19 protein-coding genes are annotated in these 20,979 nt (G+C 74.7%); 6 read left to right on the top strand and 13 right to left on the bottom strand.

Annotated elements, in window-relative coordinates; translation table 11 throughout:
• Nucleotides 1–3: 3 nt before the first annotated feature.
• The 9 genes from rpsO to rimP form a co-directional block, all read right to left on the bottom strand.
• A complete protein-coding gene (gene rpsO / locus O4J56_RS07615; protein WP_270684657.1) occupies nt 4–273 on the bottom strand; it encodes a 30S ribosomal protein S15 in 270 nt (89 codons plus the stop codon).
• A 679-nt stretch (nt 274–952) separates the two neighbouring features.
• Nucleotides 953–1,447, bottom strand: coding sequence for a riboflavin kinase (locus tag O4J56_RS07610; protein ID WP_270684656.1), 495 nt, complete (start codon nt 1,445–1,447; stop codon nt 953–955).
• Nucleotides 1,448–1,499: 52 nt separating this feature from the next.
• Entirely contained in the window at nt 1,500–2,375 is an 876-nt protein-coding gene (gene truB, locus O4J56_RS07605) for a tRNA pseudouridine(55) synthase TruB (RefSeq protein WP_270684655.1), read from the bottom strand.
• A gap of 68 nt (nt 2,376–2,443) precedes the next feature.
• Nucleotides 2,444–2,887, bottom strand: a complete 444-nt coding sequence (rbfA, locus tag O4J56_RS07600) for a 30S ribosome-binding factor RbfA (RefSeq protein WP_270684733.1) — start codon at nt 2,885–2,887, stop codon at nt 2,444–2,446.
• A gap of 5 nt (nt 2,888–2,892) precedes the next feature.
• Complete coding sequence (locus O4J56_RS07595) at nt 2,893–3,234, bottom strand: DUF503 domain-containing protein (RefSeq protein ID WP_270684654.1); 342 nt, start codon at nt 3,232–3,234, stop codon at nt 2,893–2,895.
• A gap of 89 nt (nt 3,235–3,323) precedes the next feature.
• Entirely contained in the window at nt 3,324–6,293 is a 2,970-nt protein-coding gene (gene infB, locus O4J56_RS07590) for a translation initiation factor IF-2 (RefSeq protein ID WP_270684652.1), read from the bottom strand.
• Between the two features lie 213 nt (nt 6,294–6,506).
• Nucleotides 6,507–6,821, bottom strand: a complete 315-nt coding sequence (locus O4J56_RS07585) for a YlxR family protein (protein ID WP_270684651.1) — start codon at nt 6,819–6,821, stop codon at nt 6,507–6,509.
• Nucleotides 6,805–7,848: a transcription termination factor NusA gene (nusA, locus tag O4J56_RS07580; RefSeq protein ID WP_270684731.1), complete on the bottom strand. Its 1,044-nt coding sequence runs from the start codon at nt 7,846–7,848 to the stop codon at nt 6,805–6,807. Before nusA ends, O4J56_RS07585 begins: the two co-directional genes overlap by 17 nt.
• A 24-nt stretch (nt 7,849–7,872) precedes the next feature.
• Nucleotides 7,873–8,358 (bottom strand): ribosome maturation factor RimP, encoded by a 486-nt coding sequence (rimP, locus tag O4J56_RS07575; RefSeq protein ID WP_270684649.1) that lies wholly within the window; start codon nt 8,356–8,358, stop codon nt 7,873–7,875.
• 299 nt (nt 8,359–8,657) lie between these two features.
• Between rimP and O4J56_RS07570 the strand changes: the two genes are divergently transcribed.
• Both O4J56_RS07570 and O4J56_RS07565 read left to right on the top strand, forming a co-directional pair.
• On the top strand, nt 8,658–9,173 hold the full coding sequence (locus O4J56_RS07570; protein ID WP_270684647.1) for a hypothetical protein: 516 nt from the start codon (nt 8,658–8,660) through the stop codon (nt 9,171–9,173).
• On the top strand, nt 9,170–9,640 hold the full coding sequence (locus tag O4J56_RS07565) for a ferritin-like domain-containing protein (RefSeq protein ID WP_270684645.1): 471 nt from the start codon (nt 9,170–9,172) through the stop codon (nt 9,638–9,640). Before O4J56_RS07570 ends, O4J56_RS07565 begins: the two co-directional genes overlap by 4 nt.
• A 92-nt stretch (nt 9,641–9,732) precedes the next feature.
• Here O4J56_RS07565 and O4J56_RS07560 read toward each other — a convergent pair whose 3' ends face one another.
• A complete protein-coding gene (locus O4J56_RS07560) occupies nt 9,733–11,484 on the bottom strand; it encodes a proline--tRNA ligase (RefSeq protein WP_270684644.1) in 1,752 nt (583 codons plus the stop codon).
• A gap of 443 nt (nt 11,485–11,927) precedes the next feature.
• Nucleotides 11,928–13,445, bottom strand: coding sequence for an endonuclease/exonuclease/phosphatase family protein (locus O4J56_RS07555; RefSeq protein ID WP_270684642.1), 1,518 nt, complete (start codon nt 13,443–13,445; stop codon nt 11,928–11,930).
• A gap of 273 nt (nt 13,446–13,718) precedes the next feature.
• Here O4J56_RS07555 and O4J56_RS07550 point away from each other — a divergent pair, with 273 nt between their 5' ends.
• The 3 genes from O4J56_RS07550 (at nt 13,719) to O4J56_RS07540 (ending at nt 17,654) form a co-directional block, all read left to right on the top strand.
• A complete protein-coding gene (locus O4J56_RS07550; protein ID WP_270684729.1) occupies nt 13,719–14,789 on the top strand; it encodes an LLM class flavin-dependent oxidoreductase in 1,071 nt (356 codons plus the stop codon).
• Entirely contained in the window at nt 14,786–15,892 is a 1,107-nt protein-coding gene (locus O4J56_RS07545; protein ID WP_270684640.1) for a phenylacetate--CoA ligase family protein, read from the top strand. The genes O4J56_RS07550 and O4J56_RS07545 overlap by 4 nt, the downstream gene beginning before the upstream one ends.
• 151 nt (nt 15,893–16,043) lie before the next feature.
• Nucleotides 16,044–17,654 carry an AMP-binding protein gene (locus O4J56_RS07540; protein WP_270684638.1) on the top strand — a complete coding sequence of 537 codons (1,611 nt, stop codon included), beginning with the start codon at nt 16,044–16,046 and terminating at the stop codon, nt 17,652–17,654.
• A gap of 326 nt (nt 17,655–17,980) precedes the next feature.
• On the opposite strand, the gene O4J56_RS07535 is transcribed toward O4J56_RS07540, so the two are convergent.
• Complete coding sequence (locus O4J56_RS07535; protein ID WP_270684636.1) at nt 17,981–18,493, bottom strand: Zn-ribbon domain-containing OB-fold protein; 513 nt, start codon at nt 18,491–18,493, stop codon at nt 17,981–17,983.
• Nucleotides 18,494–18,549: 56 nt separating this feature from the next.
• Entirely contained in the window at nt 18,550–19,731 is a 1,182-nt protein-coding gene (locus O4J56_RS07530; protein ID WP_270684634.1) for a thiolase C-terminal domain-containing protein, read from the bottom strand.
• 204 nt (nt 19,732–19,935) lie between these two features.
• Between O4J56_RS07530 and O4J56_RS07525 the strand changes: the two genes are divergently transcribed.
• On the top strand, nt 19,936–20,466 hold the full coding sequence (locus O4J56_RS07525) for a flavin reductase family protein (RefSeq protein WP_270684727.1): 531 nt from the start codon (nt 19,936–19,938) through the stop codon (nt 20,464–20,466).
• Nucleotides 20,467–20,979: the final 513 nt, after the last annotated feature.

Raw genomic sequence — 20,979 nt, 5'->3', positions numbered from 1 at the left:
CGCTCAGCGGCGCAGACCCAGGCGCTGGATCAGCTCGCGGTAGCGGTTGATGTCCTTCTTCTGGATGTACTTGAGAAGGCGGCGGCGGCGGCCGACCATCAGCAGCAGCCCGCGGCGGCTGTGGTGGTCGTGCTTGTGCGTCTTCAGGTGCTCGGTCAGCTCGGTGATGCGGTGCGTGAGCAGCGCCACCTGGACGTCGGGCGAGCCGGTGTCGCCGTCGGCGGTGCCGTACTCGGCGACGAGCTTCTTCTTGGTCTCGGCGTCGATCGCCAAAAGTGCTCCTTCTCGATGTTCCGGTACGCGTGTGCCGCCTCCGCGTTCGGGGCGGCGGCCGCGGTGACCGCGCGTACGAGCAGTCACCGTCCCAGATGGGCCCACCTTTCAGGGCGGCGCTCCGGCGCCGCGCCCCGGGCGGGCGGCCGCGTTCCGCGCTCGGCGCGGAACGGGCAGGGCTGAACAGCCTCTAGCGAGTCTAACGCACATCCGGCCTGCCCAGGACCGGAGTGTGAGGAGGCCGTCCCCGCATGTGCGGGGAGGAATGGTTCCCGGGGCATTCCGCCGGTGAGCGGAGAGGGGCCATCCCCGCACGTGCGGGGCGTCGCAAGATGGCCGAGTTCGTGAACCGCAAGGCAGGCCCATCCCCGCGCGTGCGGGGCGCTGTCTCATCGCCGTCTTCATGGACCATCAGGTGGTCCCATCCCCGCACGTGCGGGGCGGATCGCCGCAGCTGGCAGATCATCGGCTGAGTGTGGGGTCCATCCCCGCGCGTGCGGGGCGGATGCGCCGCTCGCCCGTGAAGGGCTGCTCCAGGAGGGGTCCATCCCCGCGCGTGCGGGGCGGATCCTCGATGACCTGGGTTTCTCTCATGCCGGAGTACTGTTTCCGGCAACTTTACGCGCCCGGCCCCACCCGAAGCGACGGCTCACGACACCAATCGAGGTCGCGCCGCCCCTCAGACCTCCGGTGCGGCCTCGTCCCGCATCAGCACGCGGGCCCGCTCGACGTCGGCGTTCATCGCCTCGATGAGCTCGTCCACGTCCGCGAACCGGCGCTGGCCGCGGATGCGGTGCGTGAAGTCCACCGCCATCTTCTCCCCGTACAGCTCCAGGTCGTCGCGGTCCAGCGCGTAGGCCTCAACCGTGCGCTCGGTGCCCTCGAACGTCGGGTTGGTGCCGACCGAGATCGCCGCGGGCCAGCGCGCCTCGGCGCCCTGGTCCGGGTCGGTGCGCAGCAGCCACCCGGCGTAGACCCCGTCGGCGGGGACCTCGCCGCCCTGGGCGGCGTCCAGGTTGGCGGTGGGGAACCCGAGCAGCTCCCGACCGCGGGCGGCGCCGTGCACGACCACGCCCTCCACCCGGTGCGGGCGGCCGAGCGCGGCGGCGGCCTCCTCGACCCTCCCCTGGGCGATGAGCTCCCGCACCCCTGCGGACTGCCCCTCCTGCGGCACGTGCCCCTCCTCTACGGGCTCTGCGACGGCCTCTGCGGCTCGGGCGCGCGGGTCAGGCGCCCGCGAACACCACGATGGGTTTGCTGTACCCCGGCCGGTCCTCGGCCAGGGCCACGACCTCCCCGTCCGGGGCGAACAGGCCGATCGGCCCGGCCCCCAGGGTACTGGGCGCGATCCGGTTGCCGTGGGCGACCTTGCGCGCCTCGTCCTCGCTGAGCACCCGCACCGGGAACGCCGCGGCCACCGCCTGGGACAGCGGCACCGCGGTGAACTCCTCGGCGAGCTGCTCCAGGGTGCGCGCCTGGTCCAGGGCGTAGGGCCCCACCCGGGTGCGGCGCAGCCGGGTGAGGTGGCCGCCCACCCCCAGGGCCTCGCCCATGTCCCGGGCGAGCGCGCGGATGTAGGTGCCGCTGGAGCAGGTGACGCGCACGTCCAGGTCCATGAAGGGCCCATCCCGGCGCACCGCGTCGACGGCGAACTCCGACACCGTGGCCGGGCGCGCCTTCAGCTCCACCGACTCCCCGGCCCGTGCGGACTTGTAGGCCCGGCGGCCGTTCACCTTGATCGCGCTGACCTGCGGCGGGATCTGCATGATCTCCCCGGTCAGGGCGGCGGCGGCACGGCGCGCGTCCTCCTCGGCGACCCCGCCCGCGCCGGTGCGGGAGGTCTCCTCGCCCTCGGCGTCATCGGTGTTGGTGGTGGCGCCGAGCCGGACCGTGCCCGCGTACTCCTTCTCGGTGAGCGCCAGGTGGCCCAGCAGCTTGGTGCCCTTGCCGATGCCGAGCACCAGCACCCCGGTGGCCATCGGGTCCAGGGTCCCGGCGTGCCCCACCTTGCGGGTGCCGGCCAGCCGCCGGACCCTGGCGACCACGTCGTGGGAGGTCCAGTCGGCGGGCTTGTCGACGATCGCGACGCCGCTGTCGGTCATGGGTCGGGTGGTTCCTCGTCTGTCCGTACGTCCGGGCGCCGGTGCCCCGGAGGGCACCGGCGCGGCGGCTATTCGGCCGATTCGGCCTCGTCCTCGCGCGGCGCCTTGTAGGGGTCGGCGTCCCCGGCGGGGCTGGCCCCCGCCGCGGCGCGCGCCACTTCGGCGTCGCTCTGCCGGGCCTGGGCCAGCAGGTCCTCGATGTGCTGGGCGTTGGCCTGCACCTCGTCGGCCTCGAAGGTGAGGCTGGGGGTGTGCCGCAGGCCGGTCTGGCGGCCCACCTCCGAGCGGATCACGCCCTTGGCGCTCTCCAGCGCGGCGGCGGTCCCCGCCTTCTCCTCGTCGGTGCCGAAGACGGTGTAGAACACCGTCGCGTCGCGCAGGTCGTTGGTGAGCCGCGCGTCGGTGACGGTCACGAACCCCAGGCGCGGGTCCTTGATGCGGCGCTCCAGCATCTCCGCGACGATCCGCTGGATGCGGTCGGCGAGCTTGCGGGCGCGTGCGGCGTCCACCATGGTCGTCATTCCTCCTCTGGACCGAAGAGCCGCCGCCTCGCGGAGAGCAGCTCGATCTCTGGCCGTCCGGCCACCAGGCGCTCGCAGGTGTCGAGCACCTCGGTGCAGTGCGCGGCCGTGGAGGCCACGACGGCGATCCCGATCTCGGAGCGGCGGTACAGGTCCTGGTCCCCGGTCTCGGCGACCGATACGGAGAAGCGCCGCTGGATCTCGGCCACGATGGGCCGGACCACCGACCGCTTCTGCTTCAGCGAGCGGACGTCGCCCAGCAGGATGTCCAGGGTCAGGGACCCGACGAAGGCGCCGTTCCGGACGCGGTTGCTCGCATTGCGCGATCTGGATGTCATCACGTGCCACATGACGGAGTGGCGGGCCGTCGAGGGGTGGTGGGAACGGGGGCCGGGGCCCCGCCGAAGCGGGGCCCCGGACCGCCCTGTCAGTCGCGCGGCTTCTCGCGCATCTCGTAGACCTCGATCACGTCCTCCAGGCGGAGGTCGTTGTGGCCGAGGCCGATACCGCACTCGTAGCCCTCGCGGACCTCGGTGGCGTCGTCCTTGAACCGGCGCAGGGACTCCACGGTGAGGTTGTCGGAGACGACCACCCCGTCGCGGACGAGCCGGGCCTTGGCGTTGCGCCGCACGATGCCGCTGCGGACGATCGAGCCGGCCACGTTGCCGATCTTGGGGACCTTGAAGATCTCGCGGATCTCCGCGGTACCCAGGGTCGCCTCCTCGTAGATCGGCTTGAGCAGGCCCTTGACGGCGGCCTCCACTTCCTCGATCGCCGAGTAGATGACCGAGTAGTAGCGGATGTCGACGCCCATGCGGTCGGCGAGCTGGCTGTTCTTGCCCTCCGGCCGCACGTTGAAGCCGATGATGATCGCGTCCGACGTCGCGGCCAGGTTGATGTCGTTCTGCGTGATCGCACCGACACCGCGGCCGACGATGCGGATGCCGACCTCGTCGCCGCCCGCGTCGATCTTGAGCAGCGCCTCCTCCAGGGCCTCCACGGAACCGGACATGTCGCCCTTGATGAGCAGGGGCAGCTCGGTGCGCTCCCCCTCCTCCAGGGTCTTCTGCCAGTTGTCCAGGGTGACCCTGCGGGTGGCCTTGGCCTGCTGGGCGAAGCGCTCGCGCGCCTCGCGCTGCTGGGCGATCTGCCGCGCCACCCGGTCGTCCTTGACGACCAGGAAGTTGTCGCCGGCGCTGGGCACGTTGGTCAGGCCCAGCACCTGCACCGGCCGGGACGGCTCGGCGCTGTCGACGTTGGCGCCGTTCTCGTCCAGCATGGCCCGCACGCGCCCGTAGGCGTCGCCGCAGACGATCGAGTCGCCCACGTTCAGCGTGCCGCGCTGCACGAGCACGGTGGCGGTGGAGCCCCGCCCGCGGTCGAGGTAGGCCTCGATCGCCAGGCCCTGGGCCTCCATGCCCGGGTTGGCCCGCAGGTCCAGCGCCGCGTCCGAGGTGAGCACGATCGACTCCAGCAGGGCGTCGATGTTCTCCCCGCGCAGCGCGGAGATGTCGACGAACTGCACGTCGCCGCCGTACTCCTCGGCGACCAGGCCGTACTCGGTGAGCTGGGCCCGGACCCGCTGCGGGTCGGCGCCCTCCACGTCGATCTTGTTCACCGCGACCACGATCGGCACGTCGGCCGCCTTGGCGTGGTCGATCGCCTCGGCCGTCTGCGGCTTGACGCCGTCGTCGGCCGCGACCACCAGCACCGCGATGTCGGTGGCCTGGGCACCGCGGGCACGCATGGCGGTGAACGCCTCGTGGCCCGGGGTGTCGATGAACGTGATCTTGCGGTCCTCGCCGTCCACCTCGGTGGAGACCTGGTAGGCACCGATGTGCTGGGTGATGCCGCCGGCCTCGCCGCCGATCACGTTGCTGTTGCGCACCGTGTCCAGCAGCTTGGTCTTACCGTGGTCGACGTGGCCCATGACGGTGACCACCGGCGGACGCGGACGCAGGTCCTCGTCGGTGCCGGCGTCCTCGCCGAACTCGATGGAGAAGGACTCCAGCAGCTCGCGGTCCTCGTCCTCCGGGCTGACGACCTCGACCTTGTACTTCAGCTCCTCGCCGAGGAGCTGCAGGGTCTCGTCCGGCAGCGACTGGGTGGCCGTGACCATCTCGCCCAGGTGCATCATGACCTGGACCAGCGACGCGGGGTTCACCTCGATCTTGTCGCCGAAGTCGGCGAGCGAGGCGCCGCGGGACAGCCGGATGCTCCGGCCGTTGCCGCTGGGGATCTTCACCCCGCCGAAGGACGGGGCGCCCAGGTCGTTGAACTCCTGACGGCGCGCCTTCTTCGACTTGCGGGAGCGCCCGCGCGGGCCGCCGGGGCGCCCGAAGGCGCCCGCCGTGCCGCCACGGCCGCGACCGCCGCCCGGACGGCCTCCGAAGCCGCCGGGGCGCGGGCCGCCGAAGCCGCCGCCACCGCCCGGACGCGGACCGCCGCCGCCACCGGGGCGCGGGGCACCGCCGCCACCGCCGCCGGGACGCCCGCGGCCGCCGCCACCGCCGCGGCCCGCACCCGCGGGCGGGGTGGGCCGGGAGGACGGCATGTTCATCGGGCTGGGGCGCGGACCGCCCGGAGGCGGACCCGGCCTGGGGCCGGGCTTGGCGCCCTGGCCGCCGCCGGGGCGCGGGGCCTGCGGACGCGGAGCGCCGCCCTGGCCGCCGCCCGGACGCGGAGCGCCCTGCCCGCCGCCGGGACGGGGACCGCCCTGGCCGCCGGGCCGCGGGGCCTGCGGACGCGCGCCGCCGCCCTGGCCGCCGCCCGGACGCGGGCCGGGCTTGGCGCCCTGGCCCCCGCCGCCCTGGCGCGGGCCGGGCTTGGCGCCCATGCCGGTGGCCTGGGTCGAGAACGGGTTGTTGCCGGGGCGCGGACCGGACGGGCGCGGACCCGGCTTGGGGCCGGGCTTGGGCGCGCCACCGCCGCGCTCGCTCTTGGGGCCCGGCTTGGGACCGGGCTTGGGGGCTGCCTGGCCGCCCTGAGTGCTCTGGGCACCCTGGACGCCCTGACCGCCCTGGCCGCTCTGCGCGGCGGCGGGCTTCGGGGCGGGCTTGGGGCCCGGCTTGGGTGCCTCGGCGCTGGGCGCGCCGGGCTTGGGGCCGGGCTTGGGACCCGGCTTCGGGCCGGGCTTGGGGGCCGCGGGCCTGGCGGCCTCCCCCGGCGCGGATTCGCCGCGCGGACGCGGCTTGGACTCCGACGAGGACGGCCTTCCGCCGCCCTTGGAACCTGCGGAGCCCGGCTTCAGCTCGTCGGTGAGCTTGCGCACGACCGGCGCCTCGATCGTCGAGGACGCCGAACGGACGAACTCTCCCAACTCCCGGAGCTTGGCCATGACGACCTTGCTCTCGACTCCGAGCTCCTTGGCGAGCTCGTACACCCGGACCTTCGCCACTACTCTCCTCTACTTCGGTCCGGGACATGCGCTGTGCCGGACCGTCGCTAGCTTGACGTACTCATCGCTGCGTACTCATCGAGCGCTCATCGCAATCTCGACCCGCTTCCTCGTCGTTACACAACAATGGGTCTGTGCGCCGGTGTCCCGGCATGGCAAGACCCGCCGACGCCTGTTCGGTACAACCGCGGTGCCGACGTGATCATTCCAACCCTATCCGGAACGACCGCCGTCTCCAACGCGCGGACCCCCGGAGAAGAAGGCGGCCGCACGCGAGGTGTCGAGCCGCCCGCGGGCCCGGAAGGCCCGCTGGAACGCTCCGCGCCGCTCCGCCGACGCCCAGCATGCGGGGTCGGGGTGGAGGTAGGCGCCCCGTCCCGGCGACCGCCGCTCGGGATCGGGGGTCACCAGGGCACCGTCGGCCACCAGACGTACCAGGTCGGACTGAGCCGCCCGAGACCGGCACCCCACGCAGGTGCGTACGGGGGGACGCCGGCCGCTTCCCCCGATTCTAGCGCGCTCCGGCATCGTCCAGGCCGTCCTGTGGGCCCTGCGGCACACCGGCCCCGTCCGCCCCGGCGTCCCCCGGCTCGGGCTCGTCGCCCTGGGCGTCGGAGCGGATGTCGATCCGCCAGCCGGTGAGCCGGGCGGCCAGGCGGGCGTTCTGCCCCTCCTTGCCGATGGCCAGCGACTGCTGGTAGTCGGGCACGGTCACCCGGGCCACCTTGGCGGCGGCGTCGACGACCTCGACCCGGTCCACCCGGGCCGGGGACAGGGCGTTGCCCACGAACACGGCCGGGTCCTCGGAGTGGTCGACGATGTCGATCTTCTCGCCGTTGAGCTCGGCCATGACGTTGCGGACCCGGCTGCCCAGCGGGCCGATGCAGGCGCCCTTGGCGTTGACCCCGGGCTTGTTGGAGCGCACCGCCATCTTGGTGCGGTGCCCGGCCTCGCGGGCGATGGCGGCGATCTCCACGGTGCCGTCGGCGATCTCGGGGACCTCCAGCTCGAAGAGCTTGCGCACCAGGTTGGGGTGGGTGCGCGAGAGGGTCACCGAGGGGCCGCGGTGGCCCTTGCGGACCTGCACCACGTAGGCGCGCAGCCGCTCGCCGTGCCCGTAGTCCTCGCCGGGGACCTGCTCCTGCGGGGGCAGGATCGCCTCCACCCGGCCCAGGTCCACCAGCACGTTCCGCGGGTCCTTGCCCTGCTGGATGATGCCGGAGACCACCTCGTACTCGCGCCCGGCGTACTCGCCGAGCGTCAGCTCGTCCTCGGCGTCGCGCAGCCGCTGCAGGATGACCTGCTTGGCGGTGGAGGTCGCGATGCGCCCGAAGCCGGTGGGCGTGGCGTCGTACTCGCGGGCCTGCCCGGTCTCCTCGTCGGTCTCGGAGGCCCACACGGTGACGTGCCCGGTGGAGCGGTCCAGCTCGACCCGCGCGGAGGCCTCGGTCCCCTCCTGCCGGTGGTAGGCGATCAGCAGTGCGTCCTCGATCGCCTTGACGACCAGGTCCACCGAGATGTCCTTCTCGCGCTCCAAGCTGCGCAGGACGCTCATGTCGATATCCACGGGGCTCCCCCTCTAGTCCGCCGCGGCTTCGCCGTCGGCCGGGCGGCGGAATTCCACCTGGACCTTGCCCCGGTCGAGGTCGGCGTAGCGGTACTCGGCCCGCTCGCCGCCGACGTCGAGCACCACGCCCTCGTCGCCGGCCTCCTCGACGCGCCCGGTGACCTCGCCGCCGTCGGCGAGGCGGGCCTGCACGAGGCGGCCGCGGGAGCGGCGCCAGTGCCGGGGCAGGGTCAGCGGCCGGTCCACACCGGGGGAGGTCACTTCCAGCACGTAGGGGGCGCCGCCCATCTCCTCGGACGCGTCCAGCGCGGCCGAGATGTCCTGGCTGACCGTGCCGACCGCGTCCAGGTCGACGCCCTCGTCGGAGTCGACCACCACACGCAGCAGGCGCCGCTTGCCGGCCGGGGTGACCTCGACGGCCTCCAGCTCCAGCCCGGCCTCGGCCAGCACCGGTTCGAGCAGGGCGGCCAAGCGGTCCTGGCGAGCCTGCGCCCCCATCTGCGTTCCTCCTCGGGAATTCCGCCCGGTCCCGCGGGCGGGCGCCGGGGCGGTCCAGCTATACACGAAAGTCGGCCGCACGTCGCTACGAGTGCGGTTTGGCCTATAAGGGTATCCACAACCGCGGCCTCTCCAGGCAATCCGCGCGGGGTGCGGACCCCTCGGGTCCGCGGGCGGGCGCGCCCCCGCGGCAGCGGAGCGCACGCCGGTGCGCCGCCACACCCCCGCTTCGCGCGGCCGCGCCCCCGGCTCATGGAAGGATTGGCGGGGCACCGCGACGACGGCGAAGGAGATCGGATTTGGGCGCGAGGGGCGGCACCGCCGGTACTTCCGTCACCCGCCGCACCGTGCTCGCTGCGGCGCTCGTGGCCGCCGCCGCGAGCGGCTGCCAGGGGGCACGCTGGTATCCGAGCGAGGTGGGGCCCGACGAGCGCGTTCTGCGCGGGGCCATCGCCGACAAGGAGCGGCTCATCGCGCGCTACCGCGCGGCGCTGGGCGCCGACGAGGGGCCGGCGGACCTGCTGGAGACGTTCCTGGCCCACCACGAGGACCACCTGGCGACGCTGCGCGGGCGGCTCCCGGACACCGGGCGGCACACCCGCGAGGACCCGGACGCCTCCCCCTCGCCGTCCCCGTCGCCGGTGGACGGCGGGCCGGTGGACGCCGCCGGGCTGCGCACGGCGGAGGAGGCGGCGGCCGACTCCCGGGCGCGCCAGTGCGGCGACGTGCAGGACCCGGCGCTGGTGCAGCTGCTCGCGTCGATCGGGGCCTGCGAGATCGGACACGCGCACATGCTCGGTGAGGAGGTCGGATGAGCGGGACGGGCGGGGCGTCGCCCTCGCAGGAGGCCACCGCGGAGGTGGAGGCGCTGCAGAAGGCGCTGCGCGCCGAGCACGCGGCGGTGTACGGGTACGGGTTCATCGGGGCGCGCAGCGAGGACGGCGAGCGCGACCGGGCCGCGCGGCACCTGGACGCGCACCGGGCGCAGCGGGACACCGTGCGCGCGGAGCTGGTCGAGCTGGACGCGGTGCCCGCGCCGGCGGAGGCGGCCTACACCCTGCCCGACTCCGACGGCCGCGAGGAGCTGGCGGAGTTCGCCCGCCGGATGGAGGGCACCTCGGGCCAGGCGTACCTGGAGGTGGCGGGAGCCGCCGAGTCGGGGCCGCTGCGCGGGTTCGCGGCGGAGTCGCTGCAGGGGGCGACGGTGCGCGCGCTGGAGTGGGGCGGCGGGCTGGAGACGTTCCCGGCCTACGCCACGGGCGATCCGGACGCACCGAACTGACCCTCACCCACCCGCGTTGATCTCGGGGAAAACGCCCCTAAAACCGCGCCGGAAGCGTCGTTTCTCCCGAGATCAACGCGGGGGTGGTATGCCTACTCGGCGGCGATGGCGGCGGCGACCGTGTCGGCCGCGCCGTCCAGGGGGATCTCCCGGCGGTCGCCGGTGCGGCGGTCGCGCAGCTCCAGCACCCCGTCGGCCAGGCCCTTGCCGACGATGAGCGAGGTGGGCGCGCCCAGCAGCTCGGCGTCGGTGAACTTCACGCCCGGGGAGACGCCCTTGCGGTCGTCGACGAGCACCCGCAGGCCGCGCTCCTCCAGCTCGGCGGCCAGGCGCAGGGCGACCTCGATCTGCTCGCCCTTGCCGGTGCCGACGACGTGCACGTCGGCGGGGGCGGCGGCGCGCGGCCACACGATGCCCTTGTCGTCGTGGGACTGCTCGACGATGGCGGCCACGACGCGGGAGACGCCGATGCCGTAGGAGCCCATGGTGACCCGCTTCGGCTTGCCGTCGGGGCCCAGCGCGTCCAGCTCGATGGCGTCGGTGTACTTGCGGCCGAGCTGGAACACGTGGCCGATCTCGATCCCGCGGGCGGTGTAGAGGGTGCCGCGGCCGTCGGGCGAGGGGTCGCCGTCGCGGACCTCGGCCACGTCGAGCACCCCGTCGGGGGTGAAGTCGCGGCCGCAGACCAGGTCGACGACGTGGTGGTCGGGGCGGTCGGCCCCGGTGACCCAGCGGGTGCCCTCGACCACGCGGGGGTCGGCGTAGAAGCGCAGCTTGTTGTCGAGCAGGGCGTTCGGCCCGACGTAGCCCTTGACCAGGAAGGGGCGGGCGGCGAAGTCCTCCTCTTCGAGCAGGGCGACCTCGGCGGGCTCCAGGGCCGCCTCCAGGCGCTTGACGTCGACCTCGCGGTCGCCGGGCACGCCGATGCCGATGACCTCCCACTCGGCCGCCCCGGGCTCGCGGACCTTGACCAGGACGTTCTTGAGGGTGTCGGCGGCGGTGAAGGTGCGGCCGAGCCCGGCGCCGTTGAGGTGGTCGACCAGGGTCTCGATGGTCGGGGTGCCGGGCGTGTGGTGGACCGCCGCCTCGGGCAGCCCCTCCAGCGGCAGGGCGGCGGGGGCGGGGATGCGCACCGCCTCGACGTTGGCCGCGTATCCGGACTCGGTGCTGCGGACGAAGGTGTCCTCGCCGACGGGGGTCTCGGCCAGGAACTCCTCGGAGGCCGAGCCGCCCATGGCGCCGGAGGTGGCCTGGACGACGACGTAGTCCAGGCCGAGGCGGTCGAAGATGCGGACGTAGGCGGCGCGGTGGCGCTCGTAGGACTCCTGCAGGCCCGCGTCGTCGATGTCGAAGGAGTAGGAGTCCTTCATGTGGAACTCGCGTCCGCGCAGCACCCCGGCGCGGGGGCGCGCCTCGTCCCGGAACTTCTCCTGGATCTGGTACAGCGTGACCGGGAAGTCCTTGTAGGAGGAGAACTCGCCCTTGACCAGGTGGGCGAAGACCTCCTCGTGCGTGGGGCCGAGGACGTAGTCGGCGCCCTTGCGGTCCTTGAGCGCGAAGAGGGTGTCCCCGTACTCGACGGCGCGCCCGGTGGCCTCGTAGTACTCGCGGGGCAGCAGGGCGGGCAGCAGCAGCTCCTGGCCGCCGATCGCGTTCATCTCCTCGCGCACGACCCGGGCGACGTTCTCCAGGACGATCTTGCCCAGGGGCATCCAGGAGTAGATGCCCGGGCCGGTCCGGCGGACGAACCCGCCGCGCACCAGGAGCTTGTGGCTCGGCACCTCGGCGTCCGCCGGGTCCTCACGCAGGGTGCGCAGGAACAGGGTCGACATCCGCAGCAGCACGGCCACTCCTCGGTGGTTGACGGTGCACACGCCGGTGCACGGAGAACGGGTCGGTCATCGGTGTGGAGGGGTTCCAGGCTAGCGGCCCCCGTGAGCGGGTGCAGCCGGAAAAGGGGGCGCCGCGCGCCCGTGGAGGGCGGGCGGCGCACTGCTCCGGGGAGGCGGAAGGGGCCTCTTCGGTAGACGTCGGCCTCTGCCGACGACCGCCGAGACCGCGGCCGCCGAGACGGCGACCGCCAAGACGACGACGGCCACGGCGCGGGATGGGCCGACCGGGGCCCTGTCGGCGCCTACCGGGGTGGGATCGGTCCGCCTCGGGTCCGCGCCTCGCCGTCCCCTATGGATCCCGCGCGAATACGGATCCGCGTCCTCTGCGGAGAATGGGGCGCCGCCCGCCCCTCGGGGGAGAGGGTGGGCGGGCGGCGCCTGGGGGAGGCGAGGTGTCAGCCTCCCAGGGAGAAGGTCGTCATGACCGAGGCGTGGTCGGAGGTCCACTCGTTGTCGGCGTGGTCCGGGTAGACCTTCGGCTCCCCGGCCACCAGGGTCCGCGACTCCTCCACCGCGAGCGGGCCCGCGTAGTAGATGAAGTCGATGCGGTCCTGGGGCTCGTCGACCCCGGTGGCGCCGTCGCGCTTGGGGAACAGCGGCGACCAGGTGGTGCCGGGGACGTCCGCCGGGTCGGGGTGGGCCTCGCGGAAGGAGTCGGTCAGCCCGGCCTCGGTGGGCACGGTGGAGGCGGGCCAGGGCACGTCCGCGTAGCCGCAGTTCTTCTCGCGCAGCTCCTCGGTCCAGTCCAGGTGCGACGGGGAGTTGAAGTCGCCCATGAGCAGGACCGGGTCCTCGTCGGCGGCGGCCAGGTCCTCCTGCATGGCCTCGACGGTGTCGGTGATCTGCGGGGTGCGGCCGGACTCGGCCTCGCGTTCGAGGATGCGCTCGACGCTCATGCCCGAGTCGCAGGCGTCATAGGGGCCGTAGGGGGTGTAGCCCAGGTGCACGTCCCAGACGGCGACCTCGGAGTCGGTGCCGTCCAGGGCGATCTTGACGCTTCCGGAGGCGTTGACGGTGCCGCGCTCCTCGGTGATCGGGTAGCGGCTGATCACGCCGAGGCTGCCCGAGGTCTGCCAGTGGTCCCACCCCAGGGCCTCCGCCAGCCGCTCGGCGGCCTCGCCCTCGGTCTCCTGCATGCCGACGATGTCGGCGTCGGACTCGATGAGGTAGCGCAGCTGCTTCTCGTGGTAGCCGTTGACCCGTGTGCCCGCGTGCCAGGTGTTGAAGCTCATCACGTTGAGCCCGCCCACGAGGTCCTGGCCCCGCCCGCGGACCGGGACGGTGGCGGTGAGGACGGCCGTCGAGCCGTCGGCGCCGGCGGCCTCGATCACGACCTCGGCGTCCCCGCTCCCCTCGGGCGTGCCGGTGACGGTGCCGTCCCCGCCGACCCGCACCCAGTCGGGGCCGCCGGTCTTGCGGAAGGAGACGTCCCCGCCCCCGCCGGAGGCCAGGCCGCCGACCGAGGCCTCGTAGGCGTCGCCCTCGCGGGCGTTGCGCAGGGTGATCCCGTCGGCGGGGAAGGAGACGGGGCGGTCGTCGGCCACGGTGAAGCCGACCGGGTCGGCCAGCCAGGCGTACCCGTCCTTCGCCAGGAAGTAGGCGGTGTAGTCGCCCGCGGGCAGGCCGGAGGTGTCGACGGAGGCCTCCCCCTCGGCCTCCGGCGCGTAGGCCCAGGCCAGGGACGGCTCGGTGTACTCCTCGTCGACCGGCCCCTCGCCGCTCCGGTAGACCCCGATCCAGTTGGTGCCGTCGGGGGCGTCGGTGCCGTAGGCGAACCGGGCCTGATCGCCGACGGCCACCGGTCCGGCCAGGGCCAGGGTTCCCGCCTCGGCCTGCGCCGGGGCGGCGGCCCCGGCCAGGACGGCGGCGGCCGCCGCGGCGGACGCGATCGCGCGTCTCCACCAGCCTCGCATCTGTCCTCCGTTCTCAGCGCGCGTGCGCGCTTCGCACACGCTGACGGCGGATGACGATGGCACAGCGCACGGCGCCCGAACCGCGGGTAACGGTTCGGAGAAGCCCTCGGTGCTCCTGTCCGGAACCCGGCGACGCGCCTGCGGAGCGCACGGCACCGGCCAAACATCGCCGCCGCTCCCGCCCTGCGGCGGCCGGGCGATTCGTTGTGGGCTCGTCACCCCGCTGATACACTACCAAGCGTTCGCTTGGTTGGTATCGACCCCGGAGGCGCCATGGCGTCCCTGCGCATCAGCCTGGGATACGAGGTGGAGGTCCGCGGCCGCACCCGCGAGGTGGAGCGGCGCGCCTTCGAGAACACCCTGGCCCAGGCCGAACTCGCCGACGAGCTGGGCTATGAGGCCGCCTGGCTGGTCGAGCACCACTTCACCCGCGGCTTCTCCCACTCCTCGGCCCCCGACCTGGTGCTGGCCGCCATCTCCCAGCGCACCCGGAACCTGCGGCTGGGCCTGGGGGTGGTGCTGCTGCCCTTCCAGCCGCCGGTGCGCACCGCCGAACGCGTCGCCACCCTGGACGTGCTCTCCGGCGGCCGGGTGGAGTTCGGGACCGGGCGCGGGGCGTCCCCGCTGGAGTACCAGGCCTTCCAGCGGCCGTTCGAGCAGTCGCGGCGGATCTGGGAGGAGTCCCTGGACGCCGTGCTGGAGATCTGGCGGGCCGACGGCGACCCCGTCACCCTGGACAGCCCCTACTTCCAGGTGCCCGGAGTCTCGGTGCTGCCCCGGCCGGTGCAGGACCCGCACCCGCCGGTGTGGGTCGCCTCCACCAGCCTGGAGGGCTACCTCGCCGCGGCCCGGCGCGGGCACAACCTGCTCGGCATGACCATGCTCAAGGGCCTGGACGACGTGGCCGAGGACATCGCCGCCTACCGGCGGGAGCTGGCCGGGAACGGGTTCGACCCGGACAGCCGCCGGGTGGCGCTGATGGTGCCCTGGCACGTGGCGCCCTCCCGGGACGAGGCGCTGGAGACCGCCGCCGACGCGGTGCTCTGGTACATCCGCCGCCAGGTCAACCTGGTGACCCCGCCGGGCTACTACGACGCCCGGCACGCCACCCACCGCGTGCTCGGGCAGCTCGCCGCGGGCATGCCGCCCGAGGAGGCGCTGGAGGTGCTGCGCGAGCACCACATGGTGGTGATCGACGACGTCGCCGGGTCGCGCGAGGCGGTGCGGCGCATCGCCGAGGCGGGCGCCACCGACCTGCTGCTGCAGGCGCAGGTCGGCGGGCTGGCCCACGAGCACGTGTGCAACTGCCTGAAGCTGTTCCGCCAGGAGGTGGCGCCGTCGTGAGCGGGCGGGAGTGGATCCGGGCCGACCGGCCCGGAGCGGGGCCGGCCCCCGACCCGGAGGGCGGACTGCTGCTGCTCGGGCCCGAGGGCGCGCCCGGCGGCGCCCTGGGGCGGGAGGACCGGGTGCTCGCCGCCGAACTGGGCCGCCACCTGCTGCGCGAGGCCGGGGTCGTCCGGGGCGACCGGGTGGCGGTGGCGCTCAGCGCGGAGGGGGACCAGACCGGTGCCCTGGTGGCCGAGGCCGCCACCGCCGCCGGGGCCCAGACGGCGGTGGTCGGTCCGCGCGGGCGGATGCGGCTGCACGCGGCGCTGGAGGCGATGGGCGCGACGGTCCTGGTGGCCACCCCGTGCGGGGCGGCCGACCTGCTGGCCCGGCTGCACCTGGAGTTCCAGTCCGACCCGCTCGACCTGGGGCTGCGGCGGATCCTGCTGGCGGGGGAGGTCGCGCCGGACACGGTGCGGCGGCGGCTGGCCTCCGAGTTCGGGGCCGAGGTCGGCGACCTGTTCATCGACCCGCTGCTGCAGGTGCCCGTGGCCCACCGGCCGTTGGGGGCCGAGGGCTTCGCGCCCGCCTCGCCCGGGACGGTCGGTCTGGCACCGCTGGACGCCGACACCATCTACGAGCCGCCCTACCCGGCCGGGACGGCGGAGATCGTGACGGTGCCCGACTGGCACCCGGCGCTCCGCGGAACGGTGGTGCGCACCGGGTTCACGGCCGAGCCCGAGGCGGGCGCGGACGCGGTCCCCGTTCCGTCCGGGACCGTCGGCGACCGGGTGCTGGTGCGGGGGCGGTGGCTGCCGCTGCCGCGCCTGGAGCGCGAGCTGGCGCGGGTCGACGGGATCGGCGCCTGGGAGCTGCGGGTGTCCCGCCCCGGGACGCTCGACATGGCCGAGCTGCGCGTGGCCTTCGCCCGGGCCTCCCTCATCGGCGACCGCATGTGGACGGCGCGCATCGAGCAGGCGCTGGCGTCGTTCTCCCCCGTGCGGATCGCGGTGGCGGTGGAGGACGAGGCGCGGGACGAGGGCGGCGCGGGCCGGCTCACCGACGAGCGCGGGCACCACCTGGCGCGCGAAAGGGGCGGCGCGCGGGCCCGCGCCGGCTGACACCGCCCCGCGGCATGCGAGGAGGACCCCCCTGGCCCAGTCCCCCGAACCCCCCGTCCCTCCCCTCTCCCCCGCGTCCCCCGCACCGGCTCCCGTCCCCGACCCCACCGCCTTCCCGCCCCTGCCCGAGGGGTGGACGACCCTGCCGCGCATGCTGCGCGACCGGGCGCGCCGCACACCCGGGTCGGTGCTGCTGGCCGCCGACGGGGAGCAGGTGACGGCCGAGGACCTGGCGGCGCGGGCGCGGCGGATCGGCCGGGCGCTGATCGCCTCCGGCGTGCGGCCGGGCGACCGGGTGGCGCTGATGGCGCCCAACTCCCCGGCCTGGGGCGCGGCCGCGTTCGGGGTGTGGGAGGCGGGGGCGGTGCTGGTGCCGCTGTCGACCCGCTACAAGGGGCTGGAGGCGGGCGGGCTGCTGCGCCGTACGGGGGCGCGGGTGCTGATGTGCACCGAGCGGTTCCGGGGCACGCCGTCGACCGGGCTCATCGGCCGGGCCGAAGGGGGGCCGGAGGGCGGGCGCCCGTTCGCCGGCCTGCCCGAGCTGGAGGAGGCCGTGCTGCTGGACGTGGAGGCCGGCGGGCCGGAGGCGCGGCGCGAGGGCGGCGTGGCCTTCGCGTCGTTCCTGGACCGGGCCGGGTCGGTCCCCGAGGGGGCGGCGGAGGAGCGCGCGCTGGGGGTGGGCGGCGGCGACCTGGCCGAGGTGCTGGCGACGTCGGGGACCACGGGCGCGCCCAAGGGGGTGATGATCCCGCACGGGCAGCTGTTGCGGGGGTACTGGGACTGGGCCTCGGTGGTGGGGCTGGGCGGGGAGGACCGGTACCCGGTGATCGCGCCGTTCTCGCACGGGTTCGGGGTGAACGCGGGGCTGCTGGCGGGGGTGATGCGCGGGGCGCGGCTGCTGCCGCAGGCCGTGTTCGACCCCGGCGGGCTGGCCGGGCTCATCGCCGACGAGGGGGCGACGGTGCTGGCCGGGCCGCCGAACCTGTTCCAGGGGCTGCTGGAGCGGCGGGCCGCCGGGGAGCGGTTCCCGGCGCTGCGGGTGGGGATCTGCGGGGCCGCGTCGGTGCCGCCGGAGCTGGTCCGGCGGCTGTTGGACGAGGGCGTGGTGCGGCGGATGGTCAACGCCTACGGGCTGATCGAGGGGACGGTGGTCTCCATGACCCGGGAGGGCGACCCGGTGGAGGTGGTGGCCGGGTCCGCCGGGCGTCCGATGCCGGGGGTGCGGGTCGAGGTGGTGGACGAGGACGGCGGGGCGCTGCCGCCGGGCGCGCGCGGGGAGATCCTGGTCGGCGGGTTCGGGGTGATGGACGGCTACTGGGGGGACCCCGAGCGCACGGCCGAGGCGGTCGACGCGCGGGGACGGCTGCGGACCGGGGACGTGGGGGTGCTGAGCGAGCGGGGCGACCTGTCGGTGGTGGACAGGAAGAAGGACGTGTTCACCGTGGGCGGGTTCAGCGTGTACCCGGCGGAGATCGAGGCGCTGCTGGCGCGGTGCCCGCTGGTGGCGGTGGCGGCGGTGGTGCCGGTGCCCGATGCCCGGCTGGGCGAGGTGGGGTGCGCGTTCGTGGTGCCCGCGGAGGGCGGGCCGGGCGCCTTGGCCCCGGGACTGGCGTCCGGGGTGATCGCCTGGTCCAGGGAGAACATGGCGAACTACAAGGTGCCGCGGAGGGTGGTGGCCGTGGAGTCGCTGCCGGTCAACGCGAACGGCAAGACGGACAGGGCGGCCCTGGCGCGGCGCCTGGCCGAGGAGCGGGAGGGGTGAGAGGGGCGGGGCGTCGTCCGGCCCGTCCGCGAGCGGCGGGTACCGGAGGTCGTGCACCGCCCCGGGCCGAGCCGAGGGCCGTGGCCGGCGGACGTGAGCGGGACGCGATCCGTCCTGATACGCCCCCACCTCAGGAGCATGGTGTCCATTGGAGTGGGCTGGAGAGTGCCGGAGTCGTGTGATTCTCGTCGGCCGCGACCGCCGTGTGCTGATGCCCGCCGTGTAGTGGCGACTGGATGCCGCTCGTCGACGGTGGCGCGCCGGTCAGGACCGGCGACGGGCGGAGAGGAACGTGCTCTCCGGGGGAGCCCCGGCCGCACGCACCGTCACTCGCGCGGGCGCCAGTCGACGACCTTGGCGAACGCGGCTCCGCCGGTCGTCGCTCCGTCGTCGGGGGCTGGGCCCACGTCGGTGAAGACCGCTTCGACCGGCCGCCCCCGGTACAGGTCGTCCGGGTCGGCGTCGACCAGGCACCCCCAGCAGTACAGCGCCGGGCCGTCGTCCAGGGCCACCCGCAGCACGGTGTAGGGGGCCTCGAACGCGGGGTGGAAGGTGCGGCGGGTGACGGTCCAGCCGTCGACCGTCCCGGTGCCGGTGCCGTCGCGCCACTCCCATTCCAGTGACAGGCAGACGGCGCACACCTCCCTCGCCGGGAAGCGCGGGGTCCGGCAGTCGGCGCAGTACTGGACGAGGAAGCGCCCCTCGGCGACCGCCTCCCACCAGTAGGCGGAGTCCCGGTCCGCGCCGGGTCGGGGGCGCGGCGCGGCGGCCCCGCCCCCGTCCCGGCGCCGGCCGCCCTGTTCCCGGACGTCCTGCCGAAGGCTCTGCGTTCGGCTCATCGGTCACCTCCGCGGTGTGGGTCGTAGGGGTCGGAGGGGGCGCCGCCCGGCGGCGGTCACCGCCCGGCGGTCAGCAGAAGGGCGGACGTGCCCGCCAGGACGTAGCCCGGCTGGCCGGTGGACAGGGCCACCTCCGCGCCGCCGACCTGGCGCGGACCCGCGTCGCCGCGGAGCTGCCCGACGGCCTCGGCGACGTGGTTGATACCGTGCACGTACCCCTCGGACAGGAATCCCCCGTGCGTGTTCACCGGCAGCCGTCCCCCGATTCCCAGGGCCTCCGAGGCGGCGAAGGGGCCGCCCTCGCCTTTCCGGCAGAAGCCGTAGTCCTCCAGTTGCACGACCACCGTCCAGGTGAAGCAGTCGTAGAGCTCCGCGACGTCGACGTCGTCGGGGCCCAGGCCCGCCATGGCGTACAGGCGCGGAGCCAGGCGCGCGGCGGACGAGGTGGTCAGGTCGTCTCCCAGTCCGCCGGGGGCGGGCGGGGAGTAGGTCGAGTGGCCTCCGGCCCAGGCCGCGGCGGCGATGTCCACGGGCGGCCTGCGCAGGTCGCGGGCGCGCTCGGCGGAGGTGACGACCAGGGCGCAGGCGCCGTCGGTCTCCAGGCAGCAGTCGAGCAGGCGGAAGGGCTCGGAGATCCAGGGCGAGGCGAGGTAGTCGTCGAGGGTGATGGGGTCGCGCTTGAGCGCGCGCGGGTTGGCGGCGGCGTTCGCGCGCTGGCGGACGGCGACCGCCCCGAGCTGTTCGTGGGTGGTGCCGTAGGCCTGCATGTGGGCGCGCGCGGGGACGGCGTAGTGCTGGACGGGGGCGAGGAGCCCGTAGGGGGCCTGGTACTGCAGGTCGAACGCGCCTGCGGGGGCGCGCCCCTGCCCGCCCATGCGGAACTCGGAGCGCGCGTTGATGGCGCGGTAGCAGACGACGACGTCGGCGATGCCCGCGGCGACGGCCAGGGCGGCCTGGCCGATGACGGCGTGCGAGACCCCGCCCCCGCCGAACTGGTCGAGGTGCCAGGCGGGGTCGGTGATCCCGAGGGCGGGGCCCACGACCCACGGGGGGCAGGAGTCGCCGACCCGGTGGGTGGCGATACCGTCGACGTCGCCGGTGCCCAGCCCGGCGTCGTCGAGGGCGGCGAGGATCGCGCGGCAGGCGAGGGCGGTGGTGCTGACGCCGGAGTCGCGGCTGTAGGGGGTGGCGCCCACCCCGGCCAGCGCCGCCGCTCCGCTCAGTCCCGTCACCGCCACGGCCGCCTCCCCGGTCCGGTCGCCTTCGAGTCAAAACCGAGCAAACGCTTGGTGTCAAGTGGTCGGCGGCGACGGGTGACGGGGCGGACGCCGGCGGGTACGATGGAAACCAAGCAAGCGCTTGGGAGAAAAGCAGGGGGCGACCCCGGCCGAGCACAGGAGGGCAGGCCCGTGTCAGGAGACCGAGGGGGCGCGCACCGCGCCGTGGCCGAGGCGCCCCGCACCCGTGGGAACGGGGCCCACCCCGCACCGGCCCCCTTCGGCTCCCGGGAGTTCCGGGACGCCCTGGGCCGCTTCCCCACCGGGGTGGTGGCGGTGGCGGCCCGCGACCCGCGCACGGGACGGCCGGCGGGTCTGGCGGCCAACTCCTTCACCTCGGTGTCCCTGGACCCGCCGCTGGTGGGGTTCTGCGTGGGACGGACGAGCACCAGCTGGCCGGCGCTGCGGTCGGCGCCCCGCCTGGCGGTGAGCATCCTGGGCGCGGACCAGCAGGAGGCGTCCCGGCGCCTGGCCGCCAAGGGCGGTGACAAGTTCTCCGGCATCGCCTGGCACGAGTCCCCGTCCGGGGCCCCGGTGGTCGAAGGGTCGCAGGCGTGGCTGGAATGCGAGGTCGAGGCCGAACACCCCGCAGGAGACCACCTCATCGTGGTGGCGAGAGTGCACCACCTGACCGACCGGGGCGGAACGGCGCCTTTGCTGTACTACAGGGGCGAGTACCGGGCACTGGAGCAGTAGGTACGAGGCGCGGACGCCGAGACCGGACCACCGTCGACGATCACCCCGCTCACGCCCCGGCCGGGCGCCTGGGCTGCGGGGTGTGGTGTAGAGGGCGACGACGACAGAGGTCCGCGGCCCTTTCGGCAGCGCTGTCGGGCGCCGCGCGCGTGCATGGTCACCGTGATGGCGGCGACGGCCAGCACGGGGCGGTTCCCCGGCCCTGCCTGCCGGGCGCGAGGCCCCTCTCGGTCCGGGTGAGCAGGCGGCTGAGCAGGTACCCCACTTGAGGGTCCCGGCCGGGCGACAGGCCGACGGGGCGTGGGGTGGAATGCAGCAACGAGGAAAGGTCAGCGGCCCTTGCGGCAGCGCTGTCGGACGCCGCGCGCGTGCGTGGCCACCGTGATGGCAGCGACGGCCAAAACGGGGCGATTCCCCGACCCTGACTGCCGGGCGCGAGGCCCCTCTCGGTCCGGGCCAGCAGGCGGCTGAGCAGGTACCCCACTTGAGGGTCCCGGCCGGGCGACAGGCCGA

Origin of the sequence: Nocardiopsis endophytica (assembly GCF_027706725.1) — a bacterium.
GTDB lineage: Bacteria > Actinomycetota > Actinomycetes > Streptosporangiales > Streptosporangiaceae > Nocardiopsis_A > Nocardiopsis_A endophytica.
The sequence above is the reverse complement of the archived record's forward strand: the minus strand, read 5'-3'. Positions and strand labels throughout refer to the sequence as shown.

Excerpts from the sequence above, each read along its gene's own strand:
- truB (WP_270684655.1), bottom strand. The coding sequence starts at position 2,375 with ATGACCGACAGCGGCGTCGCGATCGTCGACAAGCCCGCCGACTGGACC.
- rbfA (WP_270684733.1), bottom strand. The coding sequence starts at position 2,887 with ATGGTGGACGCCGCACGCGCCCGCAAGCTCGCCGACCGCATCCAGCGG.
- O4J56_RS07595 (WP_270684654.1), bottom strand. The coding sequence starts at position 3,234 with ATGACATCCAGATCGCGCAATGCGAGCAACCGCGTCCGGAACGGCGCC.
- O4J56_RS07585 (WP_270684651.1), bottom strand. The coding sequence starts at position 6,821 with ATGCCGGAGCGCGCTAGAATCGGGGGAAGCGGCCGGCGTCCCCCCGTA.
- nusA (WP_270684731.1), bottom strand. The coding sequence starts at position 7,848 with ATGAGCGTCCTGCGCAGCTTGGAGCGCGAGAAGGACATCTCGGTGGAC.
- rimP (WP_270684649.1), bottom strand. The coding sequence starts at position 8,358 with ATGGGGGCGCAGGCTCGCCAGGACCGCTTGGCCGCCCTGCTCGAACCG.
- O4J56_RS07565 (WP_270684645.1), top strand. The coding sequence starts at position 9,170 with ATGAGCGGGACGGGCGGGGCGTCGCCCTCGCAGGAGGCCACCGCGGAG.
- O4J56_RS07555 (WP_270684642.1), bottom strand. The coding sequence starts at position 13,445 with ATGCGAGGCTGGTGGAGACGCGCGATCGCGTCCGCCGCGGCGGCCGCC.
- O4J56_RS07550 (WP_270684729.1), top strand. The coding sequence starts at position 13,719 with ATGGCGTCCCTGCGCATCAGCCTGGGATACGAGGTGGAGGTCCGCGGC.
- O4J56_RS07540 (WP_270684638.1), top strand. The coding sequence starts at position 16,044 with ATGCTGCGCGACCGGGCGCGCCGCACACCCGGGTCGGTGCTGCTGGCC.
- O4J56_RS07535 (WP_270684636.1), bottom strand. The coding sequence starts at position 18,493 with ATGAGCCGAACGCAGAGCCTTCGGCAGGACGTCCGGGAACAGGGCGGC.